12 protein-coding genes are annotated in these 23,262 nt (G+C 51.2%); 7 read left to right on the top strand and 5 right to left on the bottom strand.

Translation table 11 applies throughout. The features are described from left to right. Positions 1-11 precede the first annotated feature (11 nt). The 5 genes from ACY0JR_RS16120 to ACY0JR_RS16100 all read left to right on the top strand — a co-directional run bounded on the left by ACY0JR_RS16120 (position 12) and on the right by ACY0JR_RS16100 (position 12,122). The gene (locus tag ACY0JR_RS16120) at positions 12-3,179 is read left to right on the top strand and encodes an efflux RND transporter permease subunit (RefSeq protein WP_462635156.1); all 3,168 of its coding nucleotides are present in this window, start codon (positions 12-14) and stop codon (positions 3,177-3,179) included. 79 nt (positions 3,180-3,258) lie between these two features. Beyond that, positions 3,259-3,747: a hypothetical protein gene (locus ACY0JR_RS16115; protein ID WP_462635154.1), complete on the top strand. Its 489-nt coding sequence runs from the start codon at positions 3,259-3,261 to the stop codon at positions 3,745-3,747. Positions 3,748-4,683: 936 nt separating this feature from the next. Continuing rightward, on the top strand, positions 4,684-9,189 hold the full coding sequence (gene gltB, locus ACY0JR_RS16110; RefSeq protein ID WP_462635153.1) for a glutamate synthase large subunit: 4,506 nt from the start codon (positions 4,684-4,686) through the stop codon (positions 9,187-9,189). Beyond that, on the top strand, positions 9,189-10,643 hold the full coding sequence (locus ACY0JR_RS16105; protein WP_462635152.1) for a glutamate synthase subunit beta: 1,455 nt from the start codon (positions 9,189-9,191) through the stop codon (positions 10,641-10,643). Before gltB ends, ACY0JR_RS16105 begins: the two co-directional genes overlap by 1 nt. Positions 10,644-11,270: 627 nt before the next feature. After that, complete coding sequence (locus tag ACY0JR_RS16100; RefSeq protein WP_462635151.1) at positions 11,271-12,122, top strand: alpha/beta fold hydrolase; 852 nt, start codon at positions 11,271-11,273, stop codon at positions 12,120-12,122. An 86-nt stretch (positions 12,123-12,208) separates the two neighbouring features. Here the strand turns inward: ACY0JR_RS16100 and ACY0JR_RS16095 are convergent, their stop codons facing one another. Continuing rightward, complete coding sequence (locus ACY0JR_RS16095; RefSeq protein WP_462635150.1) at positions 12,209-13,576, bottom strand: DUF6600 domain-containing protein; 1,368 nt, start codon at positions 13,574-13,576, stop codon at positions 12,209-12,211. A 492-nt stretch (positions 13,577-14,068) separates the two neighbouring features. Here ACY0JR_RS16095 and ACY0JR_RS16090 point away from each other — a divergent pair, with 492 nt between their 5' ends. Then, positions 14,069-15,289 carry a sensor histidine kinase gene (locus ACY0JR_RS16090; RefSeq protein WP_462635148.1) on the top strand — a complete coding sequence of 407 codons (1,221 nt, stop codon included), beginning with the start codon at positions 14,069-14,071 and terminating at the stop codon, positions 15,287-15,289. A 171-nt stretch (positions 15,290-15,460) separates the two neighbouring features. Here ACY0JR_RS16090 and ACY0JR_RS16085 read toward each other — a convergent pair whose 3' ends face one another. From ACY0JR_RS16085 to galA, 4 genes are all read right to left on the bottom strand, one after another. After that, the gene (locus ACY0JR_RS16085) at positions 15,461-15,982 is read right to left on the bottom strand and encodes a DUF4890 domain-containing protein (protein ID WP_462635147.1); all 522 of its coding nucleotides are present in this window, start codon (positions 15,980-15,982) and stop codon (positions 15,461-15,463) included. Between the two features lie 245 nt (positions 15,983-16,227). Continuing rightward, entirely contained in the window at positions 16,228-16,986 is a 759-nt protein-coding gene (locus ACY0JR_RS16080) for a LytR/AlgR family response regulator transcription factor (RefSeq protein WP_462635146.1), read from the bottom strand. Then, a complete protein-coding gene (locus ACY0JR_RS16075) occupies positions 16,967-17,911 on the bottom strand; it encodes a sensor histidine kinase (RefSeq protein ID WP_462635144.1) in 945 nt (314 codons plus the stop codon). Before ACY0JR_RS16075 ends, ACY0JR_RS16080 begins: the two co-directional genes overlap by 20 nt. Positions 17,912-18,219: 308 nt before the next feature. Next, positions 18,220-21,003: a beta-galactosidase GalA gene (galA, locus tag ACY0JR_RS16070; protein ID WP_462635143.1), complete on the bottom strand. Its 2,784-nt coding sequence runs from the start codon at positions 21,001-21,003 to the stop codon at positions 18,220-18,222. 1,470 nt (positions 21,004-22,473) lie between these two features. Between galA and ACY0JR_RS16065 the strand changes: the two genes are divergently transcribed. Continuing rightward, positions 22,474-23,241, top strand: coding sequence for an SGNH/GDSL hydrolase family protein (locus ACY0JR_RS16065; protein WP_462635142.1), 768 nt, complete (start codon positions 22,474-22,476; stop codon positions 23,239-23,241). Positions 23,242-23,262: the final 21 nt, after the last annotated feature.

Below are 23,262 nucleotides of genomic sequence, written 5' to 3'. Positions count from 1 at the left end.
TCAGAAAAAGTATGATCTCTGAAGTATTTATAAGACGGCCCATCACTGCCATCGTGATCTCTATTGTGATCGTGTTGGTAGGAACGCTGGCCATGATGAACTTGCCCATCACCCAATACCCCGATATTTCGCCACCCACCGTTTCGGTGTCGGCGAACTACACCGGAGCAGATGCCCAGACCATTGAGCAGACGGTAGCCACGCCTATTGAAACCCAGATCAACGGTACTCCAGGCATGGCCTATCTGACCTCTACCAACACCAGTACCGGCCAGATGAACATGACCGTGACCTTTGAGGTAGGTACGGACATTAACATTGCTACCCTGGATGTGCAGAACCGCGCCAGCGTGGCCGAGCCAAGCTTGCCGGAAGAGGTAAGACGTTTGGGGGTAACGGTTCGGAAACGGAACCCAAGTATCTTGATGGTAGTGGGTATTTACTCGCCCAAGAAAACCCATGACATCCAGTACCTGGATAACTACACCAACATCTACGTGAAAGACGCGTTGCTACGGGTGCAAGGGGTAGGTGACGTTACGGCCATTGGGCAGGATTTCAGTATGCGTTTGTGGCTGCAACCAGATCAGATGGCGCAGTACAATCTCAGCGCCAACCAAGTAGTAGCTGCCATTCAGGAGCAAAACATGCAGGTGGCTGCCGGTACAGTGGGTGCCCGCCCGCAGTACAGCACGCAGGCATTTCAATATCCTATCACGGTAAGTGGCCGGTTGGCTAGCAAAGAAGAGTTTGAGAACGTAATCATCCGCACCAATCCAGAAGACGGTTCTTTGGTGTATTTGAAAGACGTGGCGCGCGTGGAATTCGGGCAGTTTGACTATGGCCGCCAATCTACCATCAACGGAAACCCGTCTGCCATGATGTTGATTTACCAGGCGCCGGGTTCTAACGCGGTAGCCACCGCTGAAGGTATCTACGCGGCCTTGGACAACATGAAAGCCTCTTTCCCCGCCGACGTGGATTACATTGTCTCGTTTGAGTCGGTGACGGTGGTGGAGGTTTCCATCAATGAAGTGGTGCACACCCTCATTGAAGCCTTGATTCTGGTAATTGTGGTGGTATTCCTGTTCCTGCAAAGCTGGCGCGCTACGTTGGTTCCCATTCTGGCTATTCCGGTTTCCATTATTGGTACGTTCATCTTCTTTATTCCGCTGGGTTTCACCATCAACACTCTTACCCTCTTCGGGTTTGTGTTGGCCATTGGTATTGTGGTAGATGATGCCATTGTGGTGGTAGAGGCGGTGCAGCATTACATTGACCATGAGCGGCTCTCGCCAAGAGAAGCCACGCGCAAGGCCATGAAAGACATCACCGCGCCGGTAATTGCCATTGCTTTGATTCTGGCTGCCGTGTTTATTCCGGTAGGTTTCATTCCGGGTATTGTGGGTCGTTTGTATCAGCAGTTCGCCATCACCATCGCTATCTCAGTTTTGATTTCAGCGTTTGTGGCCTTGACGTTGACGCCGGCGCTTTGCTCCATGATGCTGCGCCCTATGAACGTGAACCGCGAATCCAGGGGTCTGAATAAGTTCTTCTACAAGTTCAACAACTGGTTTGCCAGAACTACGGAGTCTTACTCAGGGGGCGTACGCCGGACCATCAAAGCCGCTCCATTGGCTTTGATTCTGCTGGTATGTTTGTATGTGGGAACCGTAGGATTGTTCGCGAAAAAACCAACTGGCTTCATTCCTACTGAAGATGAAGGACGTCTGTTTATCTCCGTGGAATTACCGGAAGGCTCCTCGGCCAACAGAACCCAGGCTATTCTGGAAAGAATGGCGGGTATTTTGGGCGAAGTGAAGGCGATTAAAAACGCAACTTCCATCTCTGGTTTGAACGCGATCAACTTCTCCTTCAAGTCTAACAGTGGTACCTTCTTCATCCAGATGAGACCTTGGGATGAAAGACAGGAAGAGTCTATGCGCTTGCAGGGAGTGATGGCAGAACTGAACCAACGTTTTGCCGCCATCAAAGAAGCCAACATCATTGTGGTAGCGCCACCTGCTATTCCGGGTCTGGGGCAATCAGGAGGTTTCAGCTTTATGCTGGAGCAACGTACCGCCGGTGACATCAAAGAACTGGAACGCGTGATGGGTCAGTTTTTAGCGGCGGCCAACCAGCGTCCGGAAATTGCCATGGCCTACAGCTTCTTCAATACCAGAACGCCGGGCTACCACGTAGACGTGGACCGTGAGAAAGTGAAGAAACTAGGCATCAGCCTCACCGATGTGTACGCCACCATGTCTTCTTACATGGGTAGCCGCTACATCAATGACTTCACCCGTTACGGCCGTAATTACCGGGTAGTGGCCCAAGCCGATACCACGTACCGCATGGACATCTCTGACATGAGCCAGTACTACGTGCTGAACCGCCAGGGAGAATCTGTACCGTTAAGTGCGTTGATTACGGCTAAAGTGGTGGAAAACCCGGCCGTAATTTCGCACTACAACTTGTTCCGTTCCGTAGAGATTTCTGGTGGGGCCAAACCGGGTTACAGTAGCGGTCAGGCCTTACAGGCGCTGCAAGAAGTTGCTGCTCAAACCTTACCGGCCGGTTACGGCTTTGACTTCTCGGGCCTCAGCCGCGAAGAACTGTCAGCGGGAAACAGCACCATTTACATCTTTGCCCTATCCATTGTGCTGGTGTTACTTTTACTGGCTGCCCTGTATGAAAGTTGGAGTGTGCCGTTCTCCATCTTGTTTGCCATTCCGCTGGGGATGTTTGGGGCTATTCTGGCGCTGACTTTCCTACCTAAACTGGAGAACAACGTGTACGCCCAGATTGGTATGATTACCCTGATTGGTCTGGCCGCGAAAAACGCCATCCTGATTGTGGAGTTCGCCAAAGAACGGGTAGACCGCGGTATGGAATTAATTGAAGCAACCATTGAAGCCGTAAAACTGCGTCTGCGACCTATTATCATGACCTCCCTGGCCTTTATCTTAGGGGTAGTTCCGCTGGTGACCGCTTCTGGTGCCGGTGCGGTTTCCCGCCAGACCATTGGTTGGGTGGTAATTGGTGGTATGTTGGCCGCTACGTTCCTGGCTATCTTTATTGTGCCGGTACTCTACGTAGTAATTACCCGCCTAGCCTACGGCAAGAAAGGCCTCGCCGAGTTACGCGAGCGTAATACAGGCTATGACTTTGAACATTAATAAAGTTTAATCGCTAATTTTCCAAAAAGCCCCGGTTTCTGAAGCCGGGGCTTTTTACTAGCGATTTTCCAAAAACAACATGAAAACGCAACCCAACTTTTCACCAAACAGGAATTTCACCTTAGCCAGATTCATTGCCATCTACCAACTGGCCGGTGGTCTGCTGGGACTGGGGCTGTGCCTTAAAATGATTCCCGCCTTGCAGCAGCCCTCCACCTCCACTTGGGTTGGCATCTTTCTAGCGGCATTACTCTATATCTTTTCCATCCTGTGCGGATTCCTGCTTTTCCAGCAAACCAGAAAAGCCTTCAACTTGTCGCTGGTGAACCAGGTACTACAAGTCCTCAGTTTCGGGATTTCAGGACTGGCGTATAACTATTTAGCAGGCATCAAACTAGGCATAGGCGTTGACTTTCTGGAAAGCTGGTTTTTCAAGTTCCGACTTTCTTTATCTTCCTTTAACTTCAGTTACGGAGCCCACGCAGGAGCCTCCTTTGTCACCATCAACCTGTTAGCCCTCGTGCTTATCTACCTCCTGGAAAGATCCAGAGACGAAGCAAAAGCCTAACACTTCTATTATAAGGTCAAAGCCAGAAAGCACCTTCTTCAGGTACTTTCTGGCTTTTTTGTTTCTATGCGGGAGCAATATTCAAGGCAAGGATTTGGTTATAGGTTTGTTTTTGGAAAGGAGGCCTAAAACGTACTGCTCCTATTCCTCCGAACGGGAAATACGTCTTTGTCTTTATGGCTCACGGATTTGCAAACTTCCGGTCATTTTGGGTCCAAGTCACAGACTTGAACCATGTTCCCTGCTATCATTCACAAGTACGGCAACTTTCCCCTTTCCAGTCTTCCCTGAGTGCACCTCGCTTTTGGCCCTGGAAAGGCAAAACTAAGCGCAAAGGACACTTCAGGCCGAAAGGGCAGTGCGCGAGGGGAAGACGGGGCCTCGCGGCCGTGAGCGCACGGAGGGAAAAGATGAAACAACAAAAGCATAAGGGCCTCGCATAAACCAGCCGTCACGCCAGCAACTGGCATAAGGCATGCACCAGAGCTTCCTTCTAGAAGAGCAGTCATTCAACTCCCAGGATAGAGTCATTCATTCTGAAATAAATGGTTGATATAATTAAATCAGCAAAAGCGGATTTGAGGCTATCGACTCACAAAAGTTGCAAACTTCCGGACATGGTAGGTCCAAGTTAGAAACTTGAACCATGATCTCCATTGTATGAACTTTCTTAAAAACCCCTCCTAAACACCTCCACCTCTTCACTTGACAGTTAAGCAGTTGCATTTTATTTACTTTGCTGTATTACAAATTTGCTATTTTTCCTCGTTCCATAGAAGGCAAGTTTTAATACATTTTAAGATTACCACTCAATTACATATAAAATCAATAAACCTAACGCTTGTTTTGTATAAATACTTCAAAATATAGCTTGTTTATTTAACAACAATCTATTAACTTCCTGATTCACCCTACCCTGAACGAACAAACAAAGGAATGAATCAGGCTGATAAACACCCCAAAGGGTTGTACACCCCCGAGTTAGAGCATGATGCCTGTGGCGTTGGATGCGTGGTCAATTTAGATGGTCAGAAATCCCATGCCACGGTGAAAGATGCGTTGACCATGCTCAAGAACATGGAGCACCGCGGTGCCACCGGCAGCGACCCCGAAACCGGCGACGGGGCTGGTATCTTAGTGCAATTACCCCATGAGTTTTTCAGAAAAGAACTGGCCGAGTTCGCGATTACGCTGCCTCCGCAGGGCAGCTATGGCGTAGGCATGGTGTTTTTTCCGGCGGTCTATGAAGTGCGCGAGAAATCCCGCAAAATCCTGAACAACTGCCTCCGCAAATTAGGTTTAAGTCTGATTGGCTACCGCCTGGTGCCGGTGAACGGACAAGTACCGGGCCACGGAGCCAAAGCGGTGGAACCTTATATTGAGCAGGTGTTTGTGCAGCCGGTGGACCCCACCATCAAAGGCGAAGACCTGGAGCGCAAACTGTTTGTGCTGCGCAACCTCATCAGCAACGAGACCCGCAAGAACGTACGCGGCGAGAATGGCACTTTCTACATCGCCAGCTTCTCCTCGCGCACCATCATTTACAAAGGTCAGCTCAAAACCGACCAACTGGAGCGCTACTACCATGACCTCCGCCATCCCGAGTTTAAATCGGCGCTGGCTGTGGTGCACTCCCGTTTCTCTACCAACACCTTTCCTAACTGGCGTCTGGCCCAGCCGTTCCGGTTTATTGCGCATAATGGTGAAATCAACACCATACGCGGGAACGTGAACAAGATGAAGTCCAAGGAAGCGCTCATGTCCTCGCCGCTTTTCACAGAGGAAGAAATGCAATGGCTCATCCCCATCACCAACCCCGAGGATTCTGATTCGGCCAACCTGGATGCTTTGGTGGAACTACTGACCTTATCCGGACGGCCGCTGCCGCACGTGATGATGATGCTGGTGCCCGAGGCCTGGCAGAACAACCCGCACATGGACACTTACAAAAAGGCGTTCTATAAATTCCATGCGTCTTTGATGGAGCCCTGGGACGGCCCTGCCGCCCTGTTTTTCACCGACGGTACCCAGATTGGCGCGACCTTAGATAGAAACGGCCTGCGCCCCGTGCGTTACTGCCTGACTAAACAAGGCCGCCTCATCATGGCCTCCGAAGCTGGGGCGCTGTGCGTGGACCCCAAAGACGTGATCAAACGCGGCCGCCTGCAACCTGGCAAAATGCTGCTCGCGGACATTTCCCAGAACCGCATTTTTGAGGACGAGGAAATCAAGCAACTGGTCTGCAATGACAAGCCGTATTTTGACTGGATTCAGAAAAACCGCATCAAACTGAGACTTCGACCTGAGCCGAGTGTGTTGCTACAGCCTTGCTCTCCTGAGGAACTTCGGCAGCGCCAGAAAGCGTACGGCTACACCCGCGAAGACCTGAAAATGGTGGTAGAACCCATGGCGTCTACGGGCTATGAGCCAGTGGGCAGCATGGGCTCAGATACGCCGCTGGCGGTTCTGTCTCAGCACAGCCAGCACGTGGCTAACTACTTCAAGCAGTTCTTCGCGCAGGTGAGTAATCCGCCTATTGACTCCATTAGAGAGCGCTTGGTGATGTCGCTTTTCACGCGTGTGGGCGAGTCCCTGAACATCTTGGATGAAAGCGAACTGCACACGCGTCAGATTCATATCTCCCAGCCGGTCATGGACCCCGTGGAGTTCCAGAAACTGGTGTTCCTGAAAGAAGAAGGCTTTGAACACGAAAACATAGACGCCACCTTCTCTACCCGCGAGACCGGCAACCTGCAACGCGACATTGACCGTATCTGCGCCGAAGCTGAGGCCGCCGTTCGCTCGGGCAAGAAAATATTGATTATCTCTAACCGTAAGGTAGAAGCGCAACGGGCGGCTATTCCGTCTTTGCTGGCAGTGGGTGCCGTTCACCACCACCTCATCGAGAAACGCTTGCGTACCAAAGCCGGGCTGGTGGTAGAAGCCGGAGATGCCTGGGAAACCCACCACTTCGCTACTATCATTGGGTATGGAGCTAGCGCGGTGTACCCGTTCCTGGTGTATGATACCATCAAAGGCCTGCATGACCAGCAGAAACTGGACAACGCGCACCCGTACACACATTACTTCCAGAACTTCATCTATGCGGTTGACAATGGTTTGCTGAAAATCCTGTCTAAAATGGGCATCAGCACGCTACAGAGTTACCAAAGCTCCCAGATTTTCGAGATACTAGGGCTGGGTCAGGAAGTGATTGAGAAATGCTTCAAAGGTACCACCAACCGTCTGGAAGGCCTCAACTTTGAAGACCTGGAGCGCGAAGCCTTGACCAAACACCAAAGCGCGTACCCAGATTTGGAGAACCTGCTGGAGTCCGGTGGTTTCTACCAATGGCGGCGCGATGGCGAGGAGCACTTGCTCACGCCCAAGGTTATTCACCTGCTGCAAAAATCCACCCGCCTGAATGACTTCCTCTTATATAAAGAGTATTCCAAATCCATCAGGGAGCACCAGCAGGAAACGGCCATTACGCTCCGCAACTTGTTTGAATTCCGGAAGCGCCAATCGGTGCCGTTGGAGGAGGTGGAACCGGTTTCTTCTATTCTAACCCGTTTCGGTTCGGGAGCCATGTCCTTCGGGTCAATTTCCCATGAAGCGCACAGCACGCTGGCCATTGCCATGAACCGCATTGGCGGCAAAAGCAACAGCGGCGAGGGCGGTGAAGACGAAGCCCGTTACATCAAACACGCCAACGGAGATTCTGAACGCTCTAGAGTAAAGCAGGTGGCCTCCGGCCGATTTGGGGTAACCAGCCATTATTTGGCGAACGCCGATGAAATTCAGATTAAAATCGCGCAGGGCGCAAAACCAGGTGAGGGTGGACAGTTACCCGGCCACAAAGTAGATCATTGGATTGCCCGCGTGCGCTGCTCTACGCCCGGCGTAGGACTCATTTCACCGCCGCCGCACCATGACATCTACTCCATTGAAGACCTGAAGCAATTAATCTTCGACCTGAAGAACGCGAACCCCAAAGCCCGCATCAACGTGAAGTTGGTGGCCGAGGCCGGGGTGGGTACCATCGCCTCGGGCGTAGCCAAAGCCAAAGCAGATGCCATCATGATTTCTGGCGCCGACGGCGGAACCGGGGCCAGTCCGCTGAGCTCCATCCGGCACACCGGCTTGCCTTGGGAAATAGGCTTGGCCGAAGCCCACCAGACGCTCCTCAAAAACAACCTGCGCAGCCGCGTGGTCTTGCAGACCGATGGTAAAATCCTGACGGGCTATGACCTGGCCGTGGCCACGTTGCTAGGCGCGGAAGAATACGGCGTAGCGACCGCTGCCCTCATCGCCGAAGGCTGTATCATGATGCGCAAATGCCATTTGAATACCTGCCCGGTTGGCATAGCCACGCAGAACCCGGAGCTGCGCCAGCTTTTCACCGGTAACCCGGATCACGTGGTGAACCTGTTCACCTTCCTGGCCATGGAGCTGCGCCAGATCATGGCCTCGCTGGGCTTCAGAACCATCAATGAGATGGTGGGCCAGTCGCAGATTCTGAAAATCAGAACCGACCTGAACCACTGGAAACTCAAGAACCTGGACCTCTCCCCTATCCTGCACCAGGAGTATGTGCCGCGTAACGTGGGTACCTACAAACAGATTGAGCAGGACCATGAGATTGGCAAAGTGCTGGATAAAAAGCTCATTAGGGACCTGAAGAAAGGCAATACCGATGTGGAGTACCGCATCAACAACGTGGACCGCGCCGTGGGCACCATGCTGTCTTATGAAATCTCCAGCACCTTCGGGAAGCATGGTTTGCCGGAAGATTCCTTTAAAACTACGTTCTACGGCTCAGCGGGTCAGTCTTTTGGGGCATTCCTTGCTCCGGGTATCACGTTCCGGTTACTGGGCGAGGCCAATGATTATTTAGGCAAAGGCCTTTCCGGTGGAAAAATAATCTTACAGCCTTTCCGGGAAAGCCAGTACCTGGCCCATGACAACATCATCACGGGCAATGTGGCGCTTTACGGCGCAACCAGCGGCAAAGTGTACATCAACGGCATGGCCGGAGAACGCTTCTGCGTGCGTAACTCGGGTGCCGAGGCGGTGGTGGAAGGCATTGGCGACCACGGCTGTGAGTACATGACCGGCGGCAAGGTGCTGGTATTGGGCGAGATTGGGAAGAACTTCGCGGCGGGTATGAGCGGCGGTATCGCGTACCTCTACGCGCCAGACCCCAGCTACCTTGACCAGTGCAACCTGGACATGGTAGGTATGGAAACACCGGAGGCAGAAGACTTCCGCTGGATTGAAAAGAAATTAACGGAACACGTGGCTTATACCGGCAGTTTGCGGGCGCAGGAGCTTCTGGCCAATTGGGAGCAAACCAGCCAGCAGTTTGTGAAAGTAATGCCGCATGACTTAAGAAAAGCCTTGCAATCAATTGAATTAGAAACCGAAAAAGCCTTGGTGTAATGGGAAGAGCAGACGGATTCCTAAAGTATAACCGCGAGGTGCCGGGCACCCGCGATCCGAAAGTGCGGGTGAACGACTCGAACGAGATTTACCTGCCTTTCCCTGAGGAAAAGACCAAAATACAGGCAACCCGCTGCATGGACTGCGGCATTCCTTTCTGTCACAACGGCTGTCCGCTGGGCAACCTGATTCCGGATTTCAATGATGCGGTCTCAGAAGGCGATTGGGAGCGGGCGGTGCGCGTGCTGTACAGCACCAACAACTTCCCGGAGTTCACGGGCCGCATCTGCCCCGCCCCGTGCGAGAACAGCTGCGTGCTGTCCATCAACAAACCGGCCGTAGCCATTGAGCACATTGAGAAGTCCATTGCCGAAAAATCCTTTGAACTGGGTCTGGTAAAACCGAATCCGCCGTTGCAACGCACCGGTAAAAAAGTGGCCGTGGTGGGCTCCGGCCCCGCCGGACTGGCTGCCGCCGCGCAGCTGAACCAGGCAGGTCACAAAGTGACCGTCTATGAAAAAGATGAGAAAGCCGGTGGTTTGCTTCGTTACGGCATCCCAGATTTCAAACTAGAGAAATGGACCATTGACCGCCGCCTGGCCATTCTGGAAGCAGAGGGCATTAAGTTCAAGTACAACCGCAAGATTGGGCAAGACACCACCCTCAAAAAGCTGTACCGGAAATTTGATGCCGTGCTGTTGGCCATCGGGTCGTCCAAGCCGCGGGCCATTTCCATTCCCGGCAACCACCTGAAAGGCATTCATTTCGCGATGGATTACCTGGGGCTGCAGAACCGCCGGGTGGATGGTGCTCAAATAGCGCCGGAGCAGGACATCAACGCTTTCGGGAAGCACGTGCTGGTGATTGGCGGCGGTGATACGGGCTCAGACTGTGTAGGAACCGCCAACCGTCAGTTCGCCAAATCTGTGACGCAACTGCAGTACCGGTACATGCCCAGCTCAGAACGCCACCCGCACAACCCCTGGCCCGAGGAACCGGTGACGCTCTCCTCCTCTTCGTCGCATGAAGAAGGCTGCGAACGTAGCTGGGGCTGGCTCAACAAGGAATTCATTGCTGATGAAAACGGACACGTGAAAGGTCTGCGCGTAGTGGAACTGGAATGGAAAAACCAAAGCGAGTACACCGAAAAGCCCAACAGCGAACGCATCCTGCCCTGTGACCTGGCGCTGATTGCCATTGGCTACGAGCGTCCGGAACATGATGCCTTCACTTCCAGCTTTAAGTTTGAACTGGACCGCCGGGGCAACTTCAAACTCAACGATTGGCAAACGAACGTACCTGGTGTATTTTCCGCCGGAGATGCCTGTCGAGGTCAGTCACTGGTTGTCTGGGCCATCTCAGACGGTCGTGAAGCCGCCCGTGCTATAGACATGTACCTGATGGGTGATTCTGAGCTACCCTCCAAAGAACTATCTAAGTACCAATTGTTTTAAGTCCATAGCAGGTAGCACGTATCAAGTAGCACGACCTACTTTTTGAGGAGCCCTGTTCTTGCCTGTTTGGTGAGGCGGGGCTTTTTTGGTTGGGGTTGAGTTTGTGTGGTGATTTGGGGAAAGTGGGCTTGAAACGGCAGTGGTATAGACACTCGTAGGAGCTGCGCACACTACGAGGTCTTTTGAGGGTGCGGAATTGGTTAGGTTTTAAGGCTAATTTTCGGATAGCGTGCCAAAAACAGGAACTCTATGGCGCGGAAGTTACTTCCGTGACTTTCAATCAACTCAATAGTCACGGAAGTAACTTCCGCGCCATAGTTGACATAGAACATATACCTGACCTCTCCATTCAGCCAGTAATTCCCGGCAAGTCTGGAGACTCGCTTCATCCCTAGTCACGGGACTGGAGTCTCGCGCTAGTACTTTCTAAACCTGTGAGGTCTTGGAGACCTCACAGGTTTTCGCGTTTTCAGCCTGCTTCCGCAATACCGCCTACTCCAAAGACCTCGTAGCGTCTTTAGACCTGCGAACGTCTACGCCAATGACTTTTCAATATTTCTATAAAACAGCCCTGAAACGGAACAGCCACGTATTTCCACGTAAAAGCGAGAAGACAAGAAGGCGAGCATGGAAAACAGAGACAAGTATTACCAAACCAACGGCATTCAACTACACACCGTGGAAGCCCGCCCAACGGAGGGCAAGGTCATTCTCTTCTTGCATGGTTTCCCGGAGTTCTGGTATGGGTGGCGAAAGCAACTGAGTTACTTTTCAGAAAAGGGTTGGCGAGTGGTGGCACCAGACCAGCGGGGATACAACCTCAGCAGCAAACCAGAGGGCGTAGAATCGTATACCATAGACCAACTCACCCAGGACATTGCGGAGTTGATTCCCCAATTAACGACGGAGAAAGTGGTGTTGGTGGGGCATGACTGGGGCGGCGGCGTGGCCTGGAACCTGGCACTGCATTTTCCACAGTTGTTGGAGAAGCTGGTCATCCTGAACATGCCTCATCCGGCGGTTATCCATGAGCACCTGACGCATAATCCCAGGCAGATGCTCAGGAGTTGGTACACGGGCTTTTTCCAGATTCCGTGGGTGCCGGAGGCGGTCAACAGCATGCTTGACTTCAAGGTGCTGGAGAAAACCTTGACCGGCTCTGCCCTGCCCAACACTTTCACTCCGCAAGACCTGGAAGCCTATAAAAAAGCCTGGGCGCAACCAGGTGCCCTGGGAGCCATGATAAATTGGTACCGGGCGTACAAATACAACCCTATTAAAGCGAACCACCCAGTTGAAGTGCCTACCTTCATGCTCTGGGGAAAGCAAGATAAATTTCTGGGTACCGAATTAGCCCTGCCCAGCATAGAGCAATGTACCAATGGTCAACTGTTCTTTCTGGATAACGCCACGCACTGGCTGCACCATGAACAACCGGAGAAAGTGAATGCCTGGGTAGAAAATTTTCTACGGAATTGAGACGTTTTTGCGCAAATCGCCCCCAAAACAAAAAGCCGCACCTCAAAGAAGTGCGGCTTTTCTATCATTCATAAAATCAAAACAGGTTAGTTTCTACCGCCTCGGCTGGATTGTCTTCCAGAGGAAGATTCCTGACGGGGAGCAACTTGGCGCTGCTGTGCCGGGGCTTGCGACGGAGCAGTTACCGGACGGCTTCGTTGCTGGTACTGCCCTTGTCCGCCAGATTCCTGCCGACTGTGAGTTTGATATTGACTTTGTCCGCCTGCTTCTGACCGGGTGCGTGGTTGGTACTGCCCTTCCGCTGAAGAAGATGACTCCATTCTGCGGGGAGAATAGCTTCCTTCTGTCCGTTGGCGGGAACCCTCCTCTGCACGGGTGCGGGTTCTGGTTTCAATAGCGCTAGACTCACTGGTGCGCTGTGGATAATCCGTTCTTTCCGGGCGGGTTCGCGTGGTGTTGTCCTCAGAGGAAGTTCTGGTTTCCCGAACGCCGATTCTGGTCCTGCTGCTTCCTTCGGTGACGCTGCGCTGCTCAGAAGATGGTTCCAGGTTAGTCCGGGAAGTAGAATTCAACTCTCCGGTGGCGCGCTCACGGGTGTTGTTTTCAACTCTGGTGCGGTTGGTATTGCTGCTTCTGTCGCTTCGGCCTGCGGTGCCATAGGTACCGGTTAGGTTAGAACGGTTAGTGGCTGTGTTTCGGGCGATGACCCGGCTGGGAGCTTCTTCGCGGCGGGAGTTCACGTCTGGACGGTAAATCCGAACGGAGTTCTCAGCCACCGAAGTTCGGCCGGGACGGCTGTCACGGTCTACGCGGTACACATTCACCCGGCGGTTGGTAGCTCGCTCAATGTCCTGGTTTCTGGGCCCATACACGTACCGGCGGTTATCGCGCTCGTAGTAGTTATTGATGATGGTGGTGTTGTGGTAGATGTTGACCACCCGGGTTCTGGGCACGCAGTAAGAGTAAATGCGCGGGCTGTTGATGTACATAACCGGTACAAATACCCAGCGCGTGGCCGGCACAATGTACGTTACCCTTGGCCCCATAGGTGCCCAACCATAATAGCCACCGCCGTTGCGCCAGTCTACCCAGGCCGGTCCCCAGTCAGAGCCCGGAATCCAGAGCCAGCCCTCATAATCATCATACACCCAGCGTCCGTAGTGGAATGGAGCCCAGCCCCAGTCATAATCAGACACCCAGGTGTTGCCGTACTCGGTCATGACCCAGTGCCCGCGCGTACCATACGGCTGAAATCCGCGCTCCACGTTGGGCGACCACACGTACCCGTATTCGGCATCATTGATCCAGCGGCCGTACGGGTCCAGTTCATCATAAAACGTCTGGAAAGACACGCGGTCTCCCGGACCAGCCTGCGCCTCAGAGGCACTGAGTAGGCTGAAGGCCATGAGGGCAACTACCCCCAGCGCCCACATTCTTTGTAAAAAGGTTTTCATGGAAACGAATTTTAAAATTGGGCAGCTGCGCGAAAAACAGAATCACGTTTCCTACTCAATCAGTTTATAACTAAAAGAAACTTTGTTTATCTATCTTAATCCAAAGACCTTGCCAAAAATCTAAATTCTCCTATACTTTTTTAACGCTCATTTCACACGTAAAGCATTCAATTACAAGGTATGAGGTTCGTTCTTTAACAGACTTTGCAGCACAGCAAATACAAAGAAAAAAGACATTGTATTATTCTTCTTTACATGAATTCAATTTAGAAAAACCACACCTACATTTACCAATGATGAAAGGAGTTTTTAGTACCTTTGTGCATTGCCTTTGCCCTTATCCCCCTGGTAATCGCTAGGTTGTTTCCAGTTCCAGAGATCACGTTGAAATTTTACTTTTTCAATGCTCCGGCGCGTCTATCACTACAGGCGTTTAGGCAGGAGTATGTTTTGCAAAACCTTAAGAAGCTTCGGCTAGTCGCTTATTTGGCTATGTCTGTTTCTTGTGGCATTCTACTATTGCCGCTGTTGTTTCCCGTTCTCAACCAAACACTCCATGCTACTTTCTTCCGAGCCGTAAACATTCTACTGATTAGTGCGTCGGCCGTTCTTCTGAACCTGGAACACTCTTTCTTTCACAGGAAGAAGTCTCAAACCAGGCTCTGGGTAGCCCAATTGTTGTGTCTGGCATTCGGGTTTGCGTTCATTGCCTGTTGCCTGAGTATTACGTTCATTGCCCAATCTAATCCCAAAAACACCCTAACCATGTATCTGTTAGGACTAGTGACGGTGGCCTTCCTTTGGGACTTTGAGTATGTAGAGACGCTGGTCTTGGTAACGCTCACCGCGCTGGCTTTTACCATCATGCTGCACTTTTTACCTCTCAGCCCCGAGCAGAGAATCTTAAACCAGTGTGTGTCTTTCCTTATCCTGACTTGCTTCTTTGTGCTTTCCCGCACTATGTACAGCTACCGGGCAACCCATTTTATACAACTAAAAGAGATTGAGGCGAAAAACCGCGAGATTCAGAAAATAAGCCAGACAAAATCAGAAATATTGGGCGTGGTGGCGCATGACCTCCGAAGTCCCTTCAACAACATTGAGATGATCACCTCGCTGCTCCAGAAAAACAACGCGACCCCAGAGAAGCAGCAGCAATACCTCAACCTGATTCTAACCAGTTGCCAATCTTCCAAGGCCATTATCAATGATTTGTTGGTAGTGGCCCGCGAAGAGCTGGTGGAAGAAATCCCGATGGAGAAATTGGATCTGGGCGAGGTCTTGCAGCAAGTGCACCAGGAGTGGCAGTCTCAGTTGCAAGGCTCCCGAAACCTGCACCTGCAGCGCCCACCGGTTCCGGTATATGCCAACCTGAACAAAGAACGCTTCCACCGGGTCATGACCAACCTGCTTTCCAACGCTGTGAAGTTCACGCCCACCCATAGCACTATCAGCATTAAGGTACAGGAAGAAAAAAAGAACCTGCACGTTGAAATCACCGACGAAGGCATTGGCATCCCAGAGCAAATAAGACCCGTCCTTTTTGACCGCTTCTCCAAAGCCAGAAGAAAAGGCTTGAAGGGCGAAAAATCTACGGGCCTCGGATTAAGCATCTGCCAACAATTGGTAGAGCAACACGGCGGCTCTATCAACGTGGAAAGCGAGGAGCAAAAAGGCACCACCTTCCACATCAGATTGCCGGTCGCTTCCTAATCTCGGCCGTTCCTGTAGACGTCAGACCTTCGGCTTAAAAGGATATCTTTTAAGCCTGTTTTCACAAAAGAGAGTAAAAAACGACTTACGACCGATTAGTTCCTTTTAGAATTTCACATGTAAAAAGAGCAAGCCTAGGCTTGCTCTTTTTACATGTGAACGCAAGATTACTTATCCGTTCTGATGTCTTCTGAAGCGGGTTTCTTTTCCTTCTTCTCTGCCTTTGCGGTTAGCGCGGTTGGCTTGCATTTGCTTGCGCTCTTCTTCGTATTTAGCGTATTGCTTTTTGCTCAGCATGCTTTTGAATTCCTTCTCCCAGGAAGCATGAAGCTGTTTCATCTGCTCCCGCTGCTGGCCGTTCCGTTCGGCTCCATTGCGTTGGCCTTTTTGCGCGTACTGTCCTTTGAAGCTTTCCATTTGCTGGGCTTGTTTCAGGTTAAGGGCCTGTAGTTTCTTTTTCTGTGAGTTGCTCAGGTCCAGTTTCTGGCTCAGCATCTCAGTACGCTTGGTGGCTCTTTCCTCAGGTGAGATTTGGGCACGCTTCTCCCCGCCATGGCGAGCATCACCTTTGTCTTTTCTGTGTTGCTCTGTTCTGTTTTCAGAATTTCTGCCCCGTTGCTGCGGACCAGTTTGCGCGTAAGAAGTTCCGGCTACGGCTAAACCTAAGGCGATCATTACAAAGTACTTTTTCATTTCAAGTAAGATTAAGGGTTTACGTTTCTAGCTTTTCAGGCTGCTTTAACCTGCTTGATCTTCCCTTTGCAAAGCAGGTGCCAGAAATAAGCCCAAAACCCCTGAAAACAGCCAACCGGACAAAGCCGGCAGTGAAACGGACAGAACCGGCCATCCAAACAAACATTTACTTTTTAAGCTGTTTTTCTAAGAAGCCTCCTAAAACAAAAACCGCTCTTACTTTAAGGTAAAAGCGGCTTTTTACTTCATTGCGCCAACCAGTTTAGAAACAGCGGACCCTTCGCCTTACTCACTATGATTTCTTCCTGGAACGGAATGGTAAGCGTGACCGCGAGTTTGCGCCCCAAATGCTGTACCGCTTCTTTGATAGCCTTGCGGTGGAGCAGGAACTGCCGGTTGGCCCGGAAGAACTGGTTTCCGCAGAGGACTTCCATCTCTTCCATGGTCTGCTGGAGGGTGAATTTCCTCTGGTCAAAGGTGATGACGTGCGTGACCAGGTTCTGCGAGTAACACACCGCAATTTGGTCCAGGGGCAGCGGAATAATCTTGTCGCGCTGGAACACCAGCACCGAGCTGGGTTTCTGCCCCTGCCGGTTATCCAGCAGTTGCACCAAGGCCTGGTAGTCTGGGGTTGGCGGGGCGAGGCTCTGCTGTAGTTGTTTGTATTTCTGCAGTGTTTTCTCAATAGTAGCCTTGCTGAAGGGCTTCAAAACGTAGTCAATGCCATTGGCTTTGAAAGCATCCAAAGCATACTCGTTATAAGCCGTACAAAAGACTACTGGTTTAGAAATGGGCACCGCCTGGAAAATCTCAAAGCTCAACCCATCGCCTAACTGAATATCAGAGAAGATTATGTCTGGAGCTGGGTTCCGCTGGAAATACGAGATGGCCGCTTTCACAGAAGCTAGCACTGCCACTACGCGCACGCTTGCTTCTACCTCTACCAGCGTATCTTCCAGATCTTCGGCCGTAAGGGGCTCATCTTCAATGATAACAATATTCATTCGTCAGCAGCTTAAGTTCAACAGAAAAGAAATGGTCTGCCTCTACCACCTTGATGCCCTTGCCGCAGATGACCTGGTACCGCTCAGACAAATTCTTCAGCCCAATGCCGGAGGAAGGCTCCAGCGTCTGCTTGGGCCTTTTGTTGTTCCAGACCACAATGCACTCTTCGTGGGTATAGGAAATCTGGATGATCAGGGGTTCTTCTACGGTGAACGCGTTGTGCTTGATGGCATTCTCCACCAGCAGTTGCAGCGAGAAAATAGGCAGACACCCCGAGGTGAGAATATGGGCCGGAATCTCAATTCTATAGGAAAACGAGTCTTTGAACCGAACCTTCTGCATCTCCAGGTAATCCACGCACAGCTTTAATTCTTCCGCCAGCGGAATAGTGGTTTTGTTTTCAGAAGTGATAGAGGCCCTGAGCAAATCGGACAACCGCACTAGGTATTCCTCGGCCTCGGGCCGATGTTTTTTGATGAGCGTTTTCAGGGTATTAAGTGAATTGAACAGGAAATGCGGTTGCAATTGGTGCTTCAGCCGTTGGTGCTGCGCGATGGCGTGGTTCATCTTGAGCTGGCTGTTCTCTACGGCAATCTGGGCGCTTTTGCGCTGCAAAATCACCAAGTCCATAAGAACCAGCACAATGGTATTGTTGGCAAGCGCCACAATCAAGGGAAAAACCCGGGGCGGCGGACCGTCTATTACTACAAAAGCCAGGGTCAAAAGTCCATAATACAGCAACACGGTCAGCAAGTAGCTGAGAGCATATCGGGTAAAATTCTTTGCTCTTTCGTTCCAGCTCAATCGGCTGAACCAGCCGTACAGGTAAATGTTCATCACCCAGAGGCACAGCATCAGCAGAAAAACCCACACCGCCGACAGGATAATATCGTCCTGAGCTGGCCCAAAAGAAACACGGTTCATTCTCCTAGGTGGCCTATCTCCGCGGCTGCCCAGAAAGAAAGGTCGCCTGGCGTTCACCACCGGAAAAAGGCTAATCACACCCCACCCAGCGGAGGTAATCAGCGCTATTTTCCATAAGCCTTTTTGATAGGAATTTGACTGCAACATCTCTAAATCTACTTCAACGGATAATGAACGGAATCACTAGCTTTTCTCTACTTCTGCTAAAAACCTTTCATTTCCTGTTTTGACATTTGTTTTCTGAAACGAACTCCAAAACAGAAAATGCGCAAAGTAAACAGGCATCATCAAATGCCAGTACATCTAAATCAATCAACAGCGAGTCTTGCCGTTTCCCCTTTGGATGACTTTACTTTTAGAACCGCTGGTTTCAGTCCGTTCCCCGTTGCGGTCAAGGTAATTTCCCCGGCCTCTTTTGTAGTCTGAACGATGATTTGGGCCAAACCATTGAACAGCTTCCTTTTCCATAGCGGTGCCGGAGTAAAGATCTGCACGGTACCAGGATTCGTATTCACATAGTCCCAATCATTCTTTTTAGGAATGGGAGTGGCAATAATATCGATCTGGTTCTTGCCGGGTTTTAGCATGGCAGCGTCTAATTTAAAGGCGTATCCTTCCGCATTTTCTTTCAGGTTTTTGCCAATCTCCTTGCCATTGATGTAAATGGATTGCTCCCTGCCAATGCTCTTATAGAAGAAATTAATCTGGGAGCCCGGGTAGTTTTGGGGCAGTTCAAAAGCGCCCCGATAGAGGTAAGCCGGTGCCAGGTTCTTGTAGTCCCGGTTTCTGAATGCTTCAATCCAGGAACTCGCATCGGTTTCTTTTAAGGCATTTTGGCCTTGGTCCATCCCTTGCAGAGGCTTTTCCCTCAGGTCCACAATGCTGACTGCGGTAATCTCCTCCACAAACTTCTCTTTCTCTAGGGAAGTAGGGTCTCCGCTTCCAATGCCTATTATTTTACCCGGACCACTCAGTTGAAAGGTAATTTCATCATTTGCGGTAGGTACTCCCAGTTTCTTCTTATCCGCCACAGAAACGGTTATGACAGAAATATCTTCGCCGTCTGCACTCAGGGAAGTTTTATGCGGAGTGAGTTGAAGGGCAGCCGCTTCGCCGGTTGTTTTCACCACATCGGTCAAAACCTTTTGGCCATTTTTGTAGCCTATTGCTTCCAGCGTGCCGGGGACGTATTTCACTTTCCATTCCAGGTGAGAGTTGGGCTTCATAGACTGTCTTCCCAAGCTCTTCTTGTTCAGGAGCAACTCCACCTCATCACAATTGCTGTACGCCCACACATCTATCTCTTTCCCCTCCTGCCCTGGCCAGTTCCAATGCGGCAGCAGGTGCAAGGTAGGCTGGTCTGACCACCACGAGCGCAGGTAATACACATTATCTTTCGGGAAGCCGCACAAGTCCATCATACCAAAGTAAGAGGTCACTGAGGGCCAGCCGTGGGGTGTGGCTTCGCCCCTATAATCGAACCCGGTCCAGATGAACATACCGGCTAGCCAAGGGCGGTTGGCGTAAAACGTCCAGCCTTCTTCTATGGAGTAAAACGTGGGACGCGGCTTCTTGTCATAGGCGGCCATGTACTGCTTTTGAGGGTCGGTCACGTAAATGCCTCTGGTGGCAAAAGTAGAGCCTTCCTCGGTGCCCATGGCGGGTTGGTTGGGGAACCGGTTGTGGTGGGCTTCAATGTTGCCGTTGCCCATGTAGTTGTAGCCCATTACCTCAATCACGTCAGAAATGCCGCTCCCGAACCCGCCGCTGATACCCGCCGAAATGGCTCGGGTAGAATCCAGGCTCTTGGCGTAAGTCTGCATGGTGGTGGCTATTCTTGCACCAATGGTACTGTTTTCAATGCCCCACTCCTCATTCCCAATGGACCAGCTGATGATGCTGGGATGGTTCCGGTCCCGGAGAATCATTCCTTTCAGGTCTTTTTCCATCTGGAAGTTGGTACCCATCAGGCGGTTTTCGTCTATCACCAGCATCCCCAGGCGGTCGCAGGCATCCAGGAGTTCAGGCGTAGGTGGATTGTGGGAGGCGCGGTAGGCGTTGGATCCCATTGCCTTCAGCGTTTTGATGCGCCAGTACTGAAGCTCATCCGGCATGGCAGCCCCTACCCCGGCGTGGTCCTGGTGGTTGTTGGTGCCCTTCAGTTTCACATGCTTACCGTTCAGGAAGAAGCCTTCTTTGGCATCAAACCGAATGGTTCTAATCCCGAAGTTGGTTTCGTAACGGTCTGCTTCCTGGTTTCCATCGGGGAGCACGGTAGTCACCAGTTTGTAGAGGTAAGGCGACTCCAAATCCCAAAGCTTGGCATTGGTTACTGGAAGCTCCATTTGCACCTGCTGGGTCTGGAAGGGAGCCAGCCTGAGATTATCCTGCCTTTTGGTAGCCACCGCTTTCCCCTGGGCATCTACAATGGTCTGAACCACGGAAAAGGTTTTGGCAGTTTGGTCTTCATTGATAATATCGGCTTTTGCCGTGACGTTGGCGTTAGTGCCGTTTACTTGGGAGGTCACGAAGGTGCCGTGGGGTGCCACGTGCAGCGGGTTGGTTTTGGAAAGCCATACGTGCCGGTAAATACCCGCTCCTTCATAAAACCAGCCCTCTTCCATGGTGGCATCTACCCGCACGGCAATCACATTGCTGCCGCCGTAATTCAGCAGGTCGGTAATGTCATACCGGAAACTGTTGTAGCCACTGGCCTCGGTGCCCAGGTAATGGCCGTTCACCCACACCATGGAACTGCGGAACACGCCGTCAAACTCAACCGAAATGCGGCGGCCCAAGTCTGCCTCGGGAATAGTAAACGTCTTGCGGTACCAACCTATGCTTCTATCTGGGAAGTTGCGCCCAATGGCTTTGAACCCGTGGCTGAAACTGGCCTGGGGGCTAAAATCCTGCTCCACGGCCCAGTCGTGCGGCAGATCCAGCTTTCGCCAGGCGCGGTCATCAAACTTGGGGTCAGCGGCGCCGTCGCCGTACCCCGCTTTGGCTAGATAAGAAAAGTAACTGGTCCCAGTCCCGAAGTCCTTTTTAGTATCTGACGGATGTCCGAAGGCGAAGCGCCAGCCAAAATCCATTAAAAGTCGCTGCCGGCCGTTATCAGTCTTTTGCTGGGCATTTGCAAAACTTATCAGAAAGAGGAGACAGAGAAAGAGGTACTTCTTAAGCCTAGGCATAAATATAGTTCAAAGTTGTGAAACCAATATTAAGGTTTTTTACCTCAACCTAGATATTTAAAAAGCAGAGAAAGAACATCATTCAGACGATGCAGTTATGTTCAAAAGACCACCCTAACCACAAAAGGTACAATTCATAATTGGATTTTTATAAAGTACCTCAAGAAACTAACTCCTCTCAACCTACATTTTCCACAGAAAAGGAACACTGTGGCTGGCACTATTGTTGTAGATACAAGAATCATTGCAGGAATTTACCTTTGAACTTAGGCTTAATTATTTTATCATCGTAAAATCAATTGTGCTTTTTGGCGTTGGTAAAAGGAGAACGGAGAGAATAAGCTCTAAGAACTTCAAGTAACTTCTACAAAGGGCCGTTCCTGCATACACTTACAAACAAGTACACTTGACATCTAAACCCATGAAAAATAGCACGCTTCCCTCTATTGCTGCGTTATTGAAAAACTTAATTTCCAGATTAGCTGGCCCTACCCTGCAACCCATCCCGGTTCCGGTGAGACAGCAAAACAATCGCTAACAATAACTTTCCTCTGGCTGCTCACGCCAGCCAGAGGCTCTCCCCCATTTACATAAACATGAAATTTCCTGAAGCCCTGCTGCCTTTAGTAGCAGGGATTTTTATTGGTAGCCGGGTAGACACTCTTTCACCGTTAGATTAGTACGCCTTGGAAGCTGTTGGGAAAGCAGAACTCACCGCCCTATAGAGCCAGGCTGATTGAGAAAACATTCTTTTGAGGCTTTCACCTCACGGATTTGCAAACTTCCGGACATGGTAGGTCCAAGTCACAGACTTGACCCATGTTCATAGGAGAAAGCAATGCGTGTGATCTGCAGGTGTAAACATCCCCCTTCGCCCCCTTCAAAGGGGGAATCTCTGCTACTTCCGCTACTTTCCCTTTCCCAGTCTTTCCCGAGCGCGCCTCGCTTTTGGCCCTAGACAGACTCCTACTAAGAACAAAAGACACTTCAGGCCGAAAGGGCAGTGCGCGAGGGGAAGACGGGGCCTCGCGGCCGTGAGCGCACGGAGGGAAAAGATGAAACAACAAAGCATAAGGGCGCCGCATCAACCACCCGCCACGCCAGCAACAGGCAAAATGCGTGTACAAAAGCTTCCTTCTAGAAGGGCAGTCCTTCAGGTTGTTGGTGATAACACCAACAACGGCGAAAACAGACAAACTGCTTGCAACAGCCACTCCACAAGAACCAAAGACAAGCCAAAATCAGTTGTGCATTCATTTCATCAAAACAGCCCAAAAAACCAACAGAGAAGTCATTCCGGCAAACCACTCCTCATCTAGTAGTTGAATTCTTACTTATTTTAGTATTTTTCCCCTTGAAACAAACCACACTATGTCTTCATCCTCAGAAAATACCCGTCGTAGCTTTCTCACCAAAACCGCTTTGGGAGGGGTAGCGGCCCTTTCCATTCCCAGTATTCTCACCGAAGCTTTTGCGGCGGAGAAACCCAAAGCGATCACCTTCAAAAAAGACAGCATCCTGCTTTTCCAAGGCGATTCCATTACCGATGCCGGACGTAACCGCGACACCACCGAGTTCAACAGCGCCAAAGCGTTGGGCAGCGGCTACGCCATGCTGGCCTCCGCCGAGTTGCTGCACACCCACCCCGACAAAAACCTGAAGATCTACAACAAAGGCATTAGCGGGTTCAAGGTGTACCAGGTGGCCGAGCGCTGGGAGACCGATACGCTGGCGCTGAAACCAGACGTGCTCAGTATCCTGATTGGCGTAAACGATTTCTGGCATACCCTCACCTCGGGCTACAAAGGCACGCTGCAAGTGTACCGGCAGGATTTCAAAACGCTGCTAGATCGCACCAAACAACGGTTACCCGAAGTACAGTTGATAGTGGGCGAACCCTTTGCGGTGAAAGGCATCAAGGCGGTAGACGAGAAGTGGTTTCCGGCCTTTGATGAATATAGACAAGCGGCCCGCGAAATTGCCCAGCAGTTCAACGCCAGTTTTATCCCGTACCAGAGCGTGTATGAGAAAGCGCAGAAACATGCTCCCGGCGTGTACTGGACCTATGACGGCGTGCATCCTAGCTTGGCGGGCGCCGAATTAATGGCTCAGGCGTGGATAAAGGCCGTGAAAAGCTAACCAAACAGTCAATCAACAGAA

This window comes from Rufibacter sp. JT3400010 (assembly GCF_054956755.1).
This window is presented reverse-complemented; position numbering and strand designations above follow the sequence as displayed.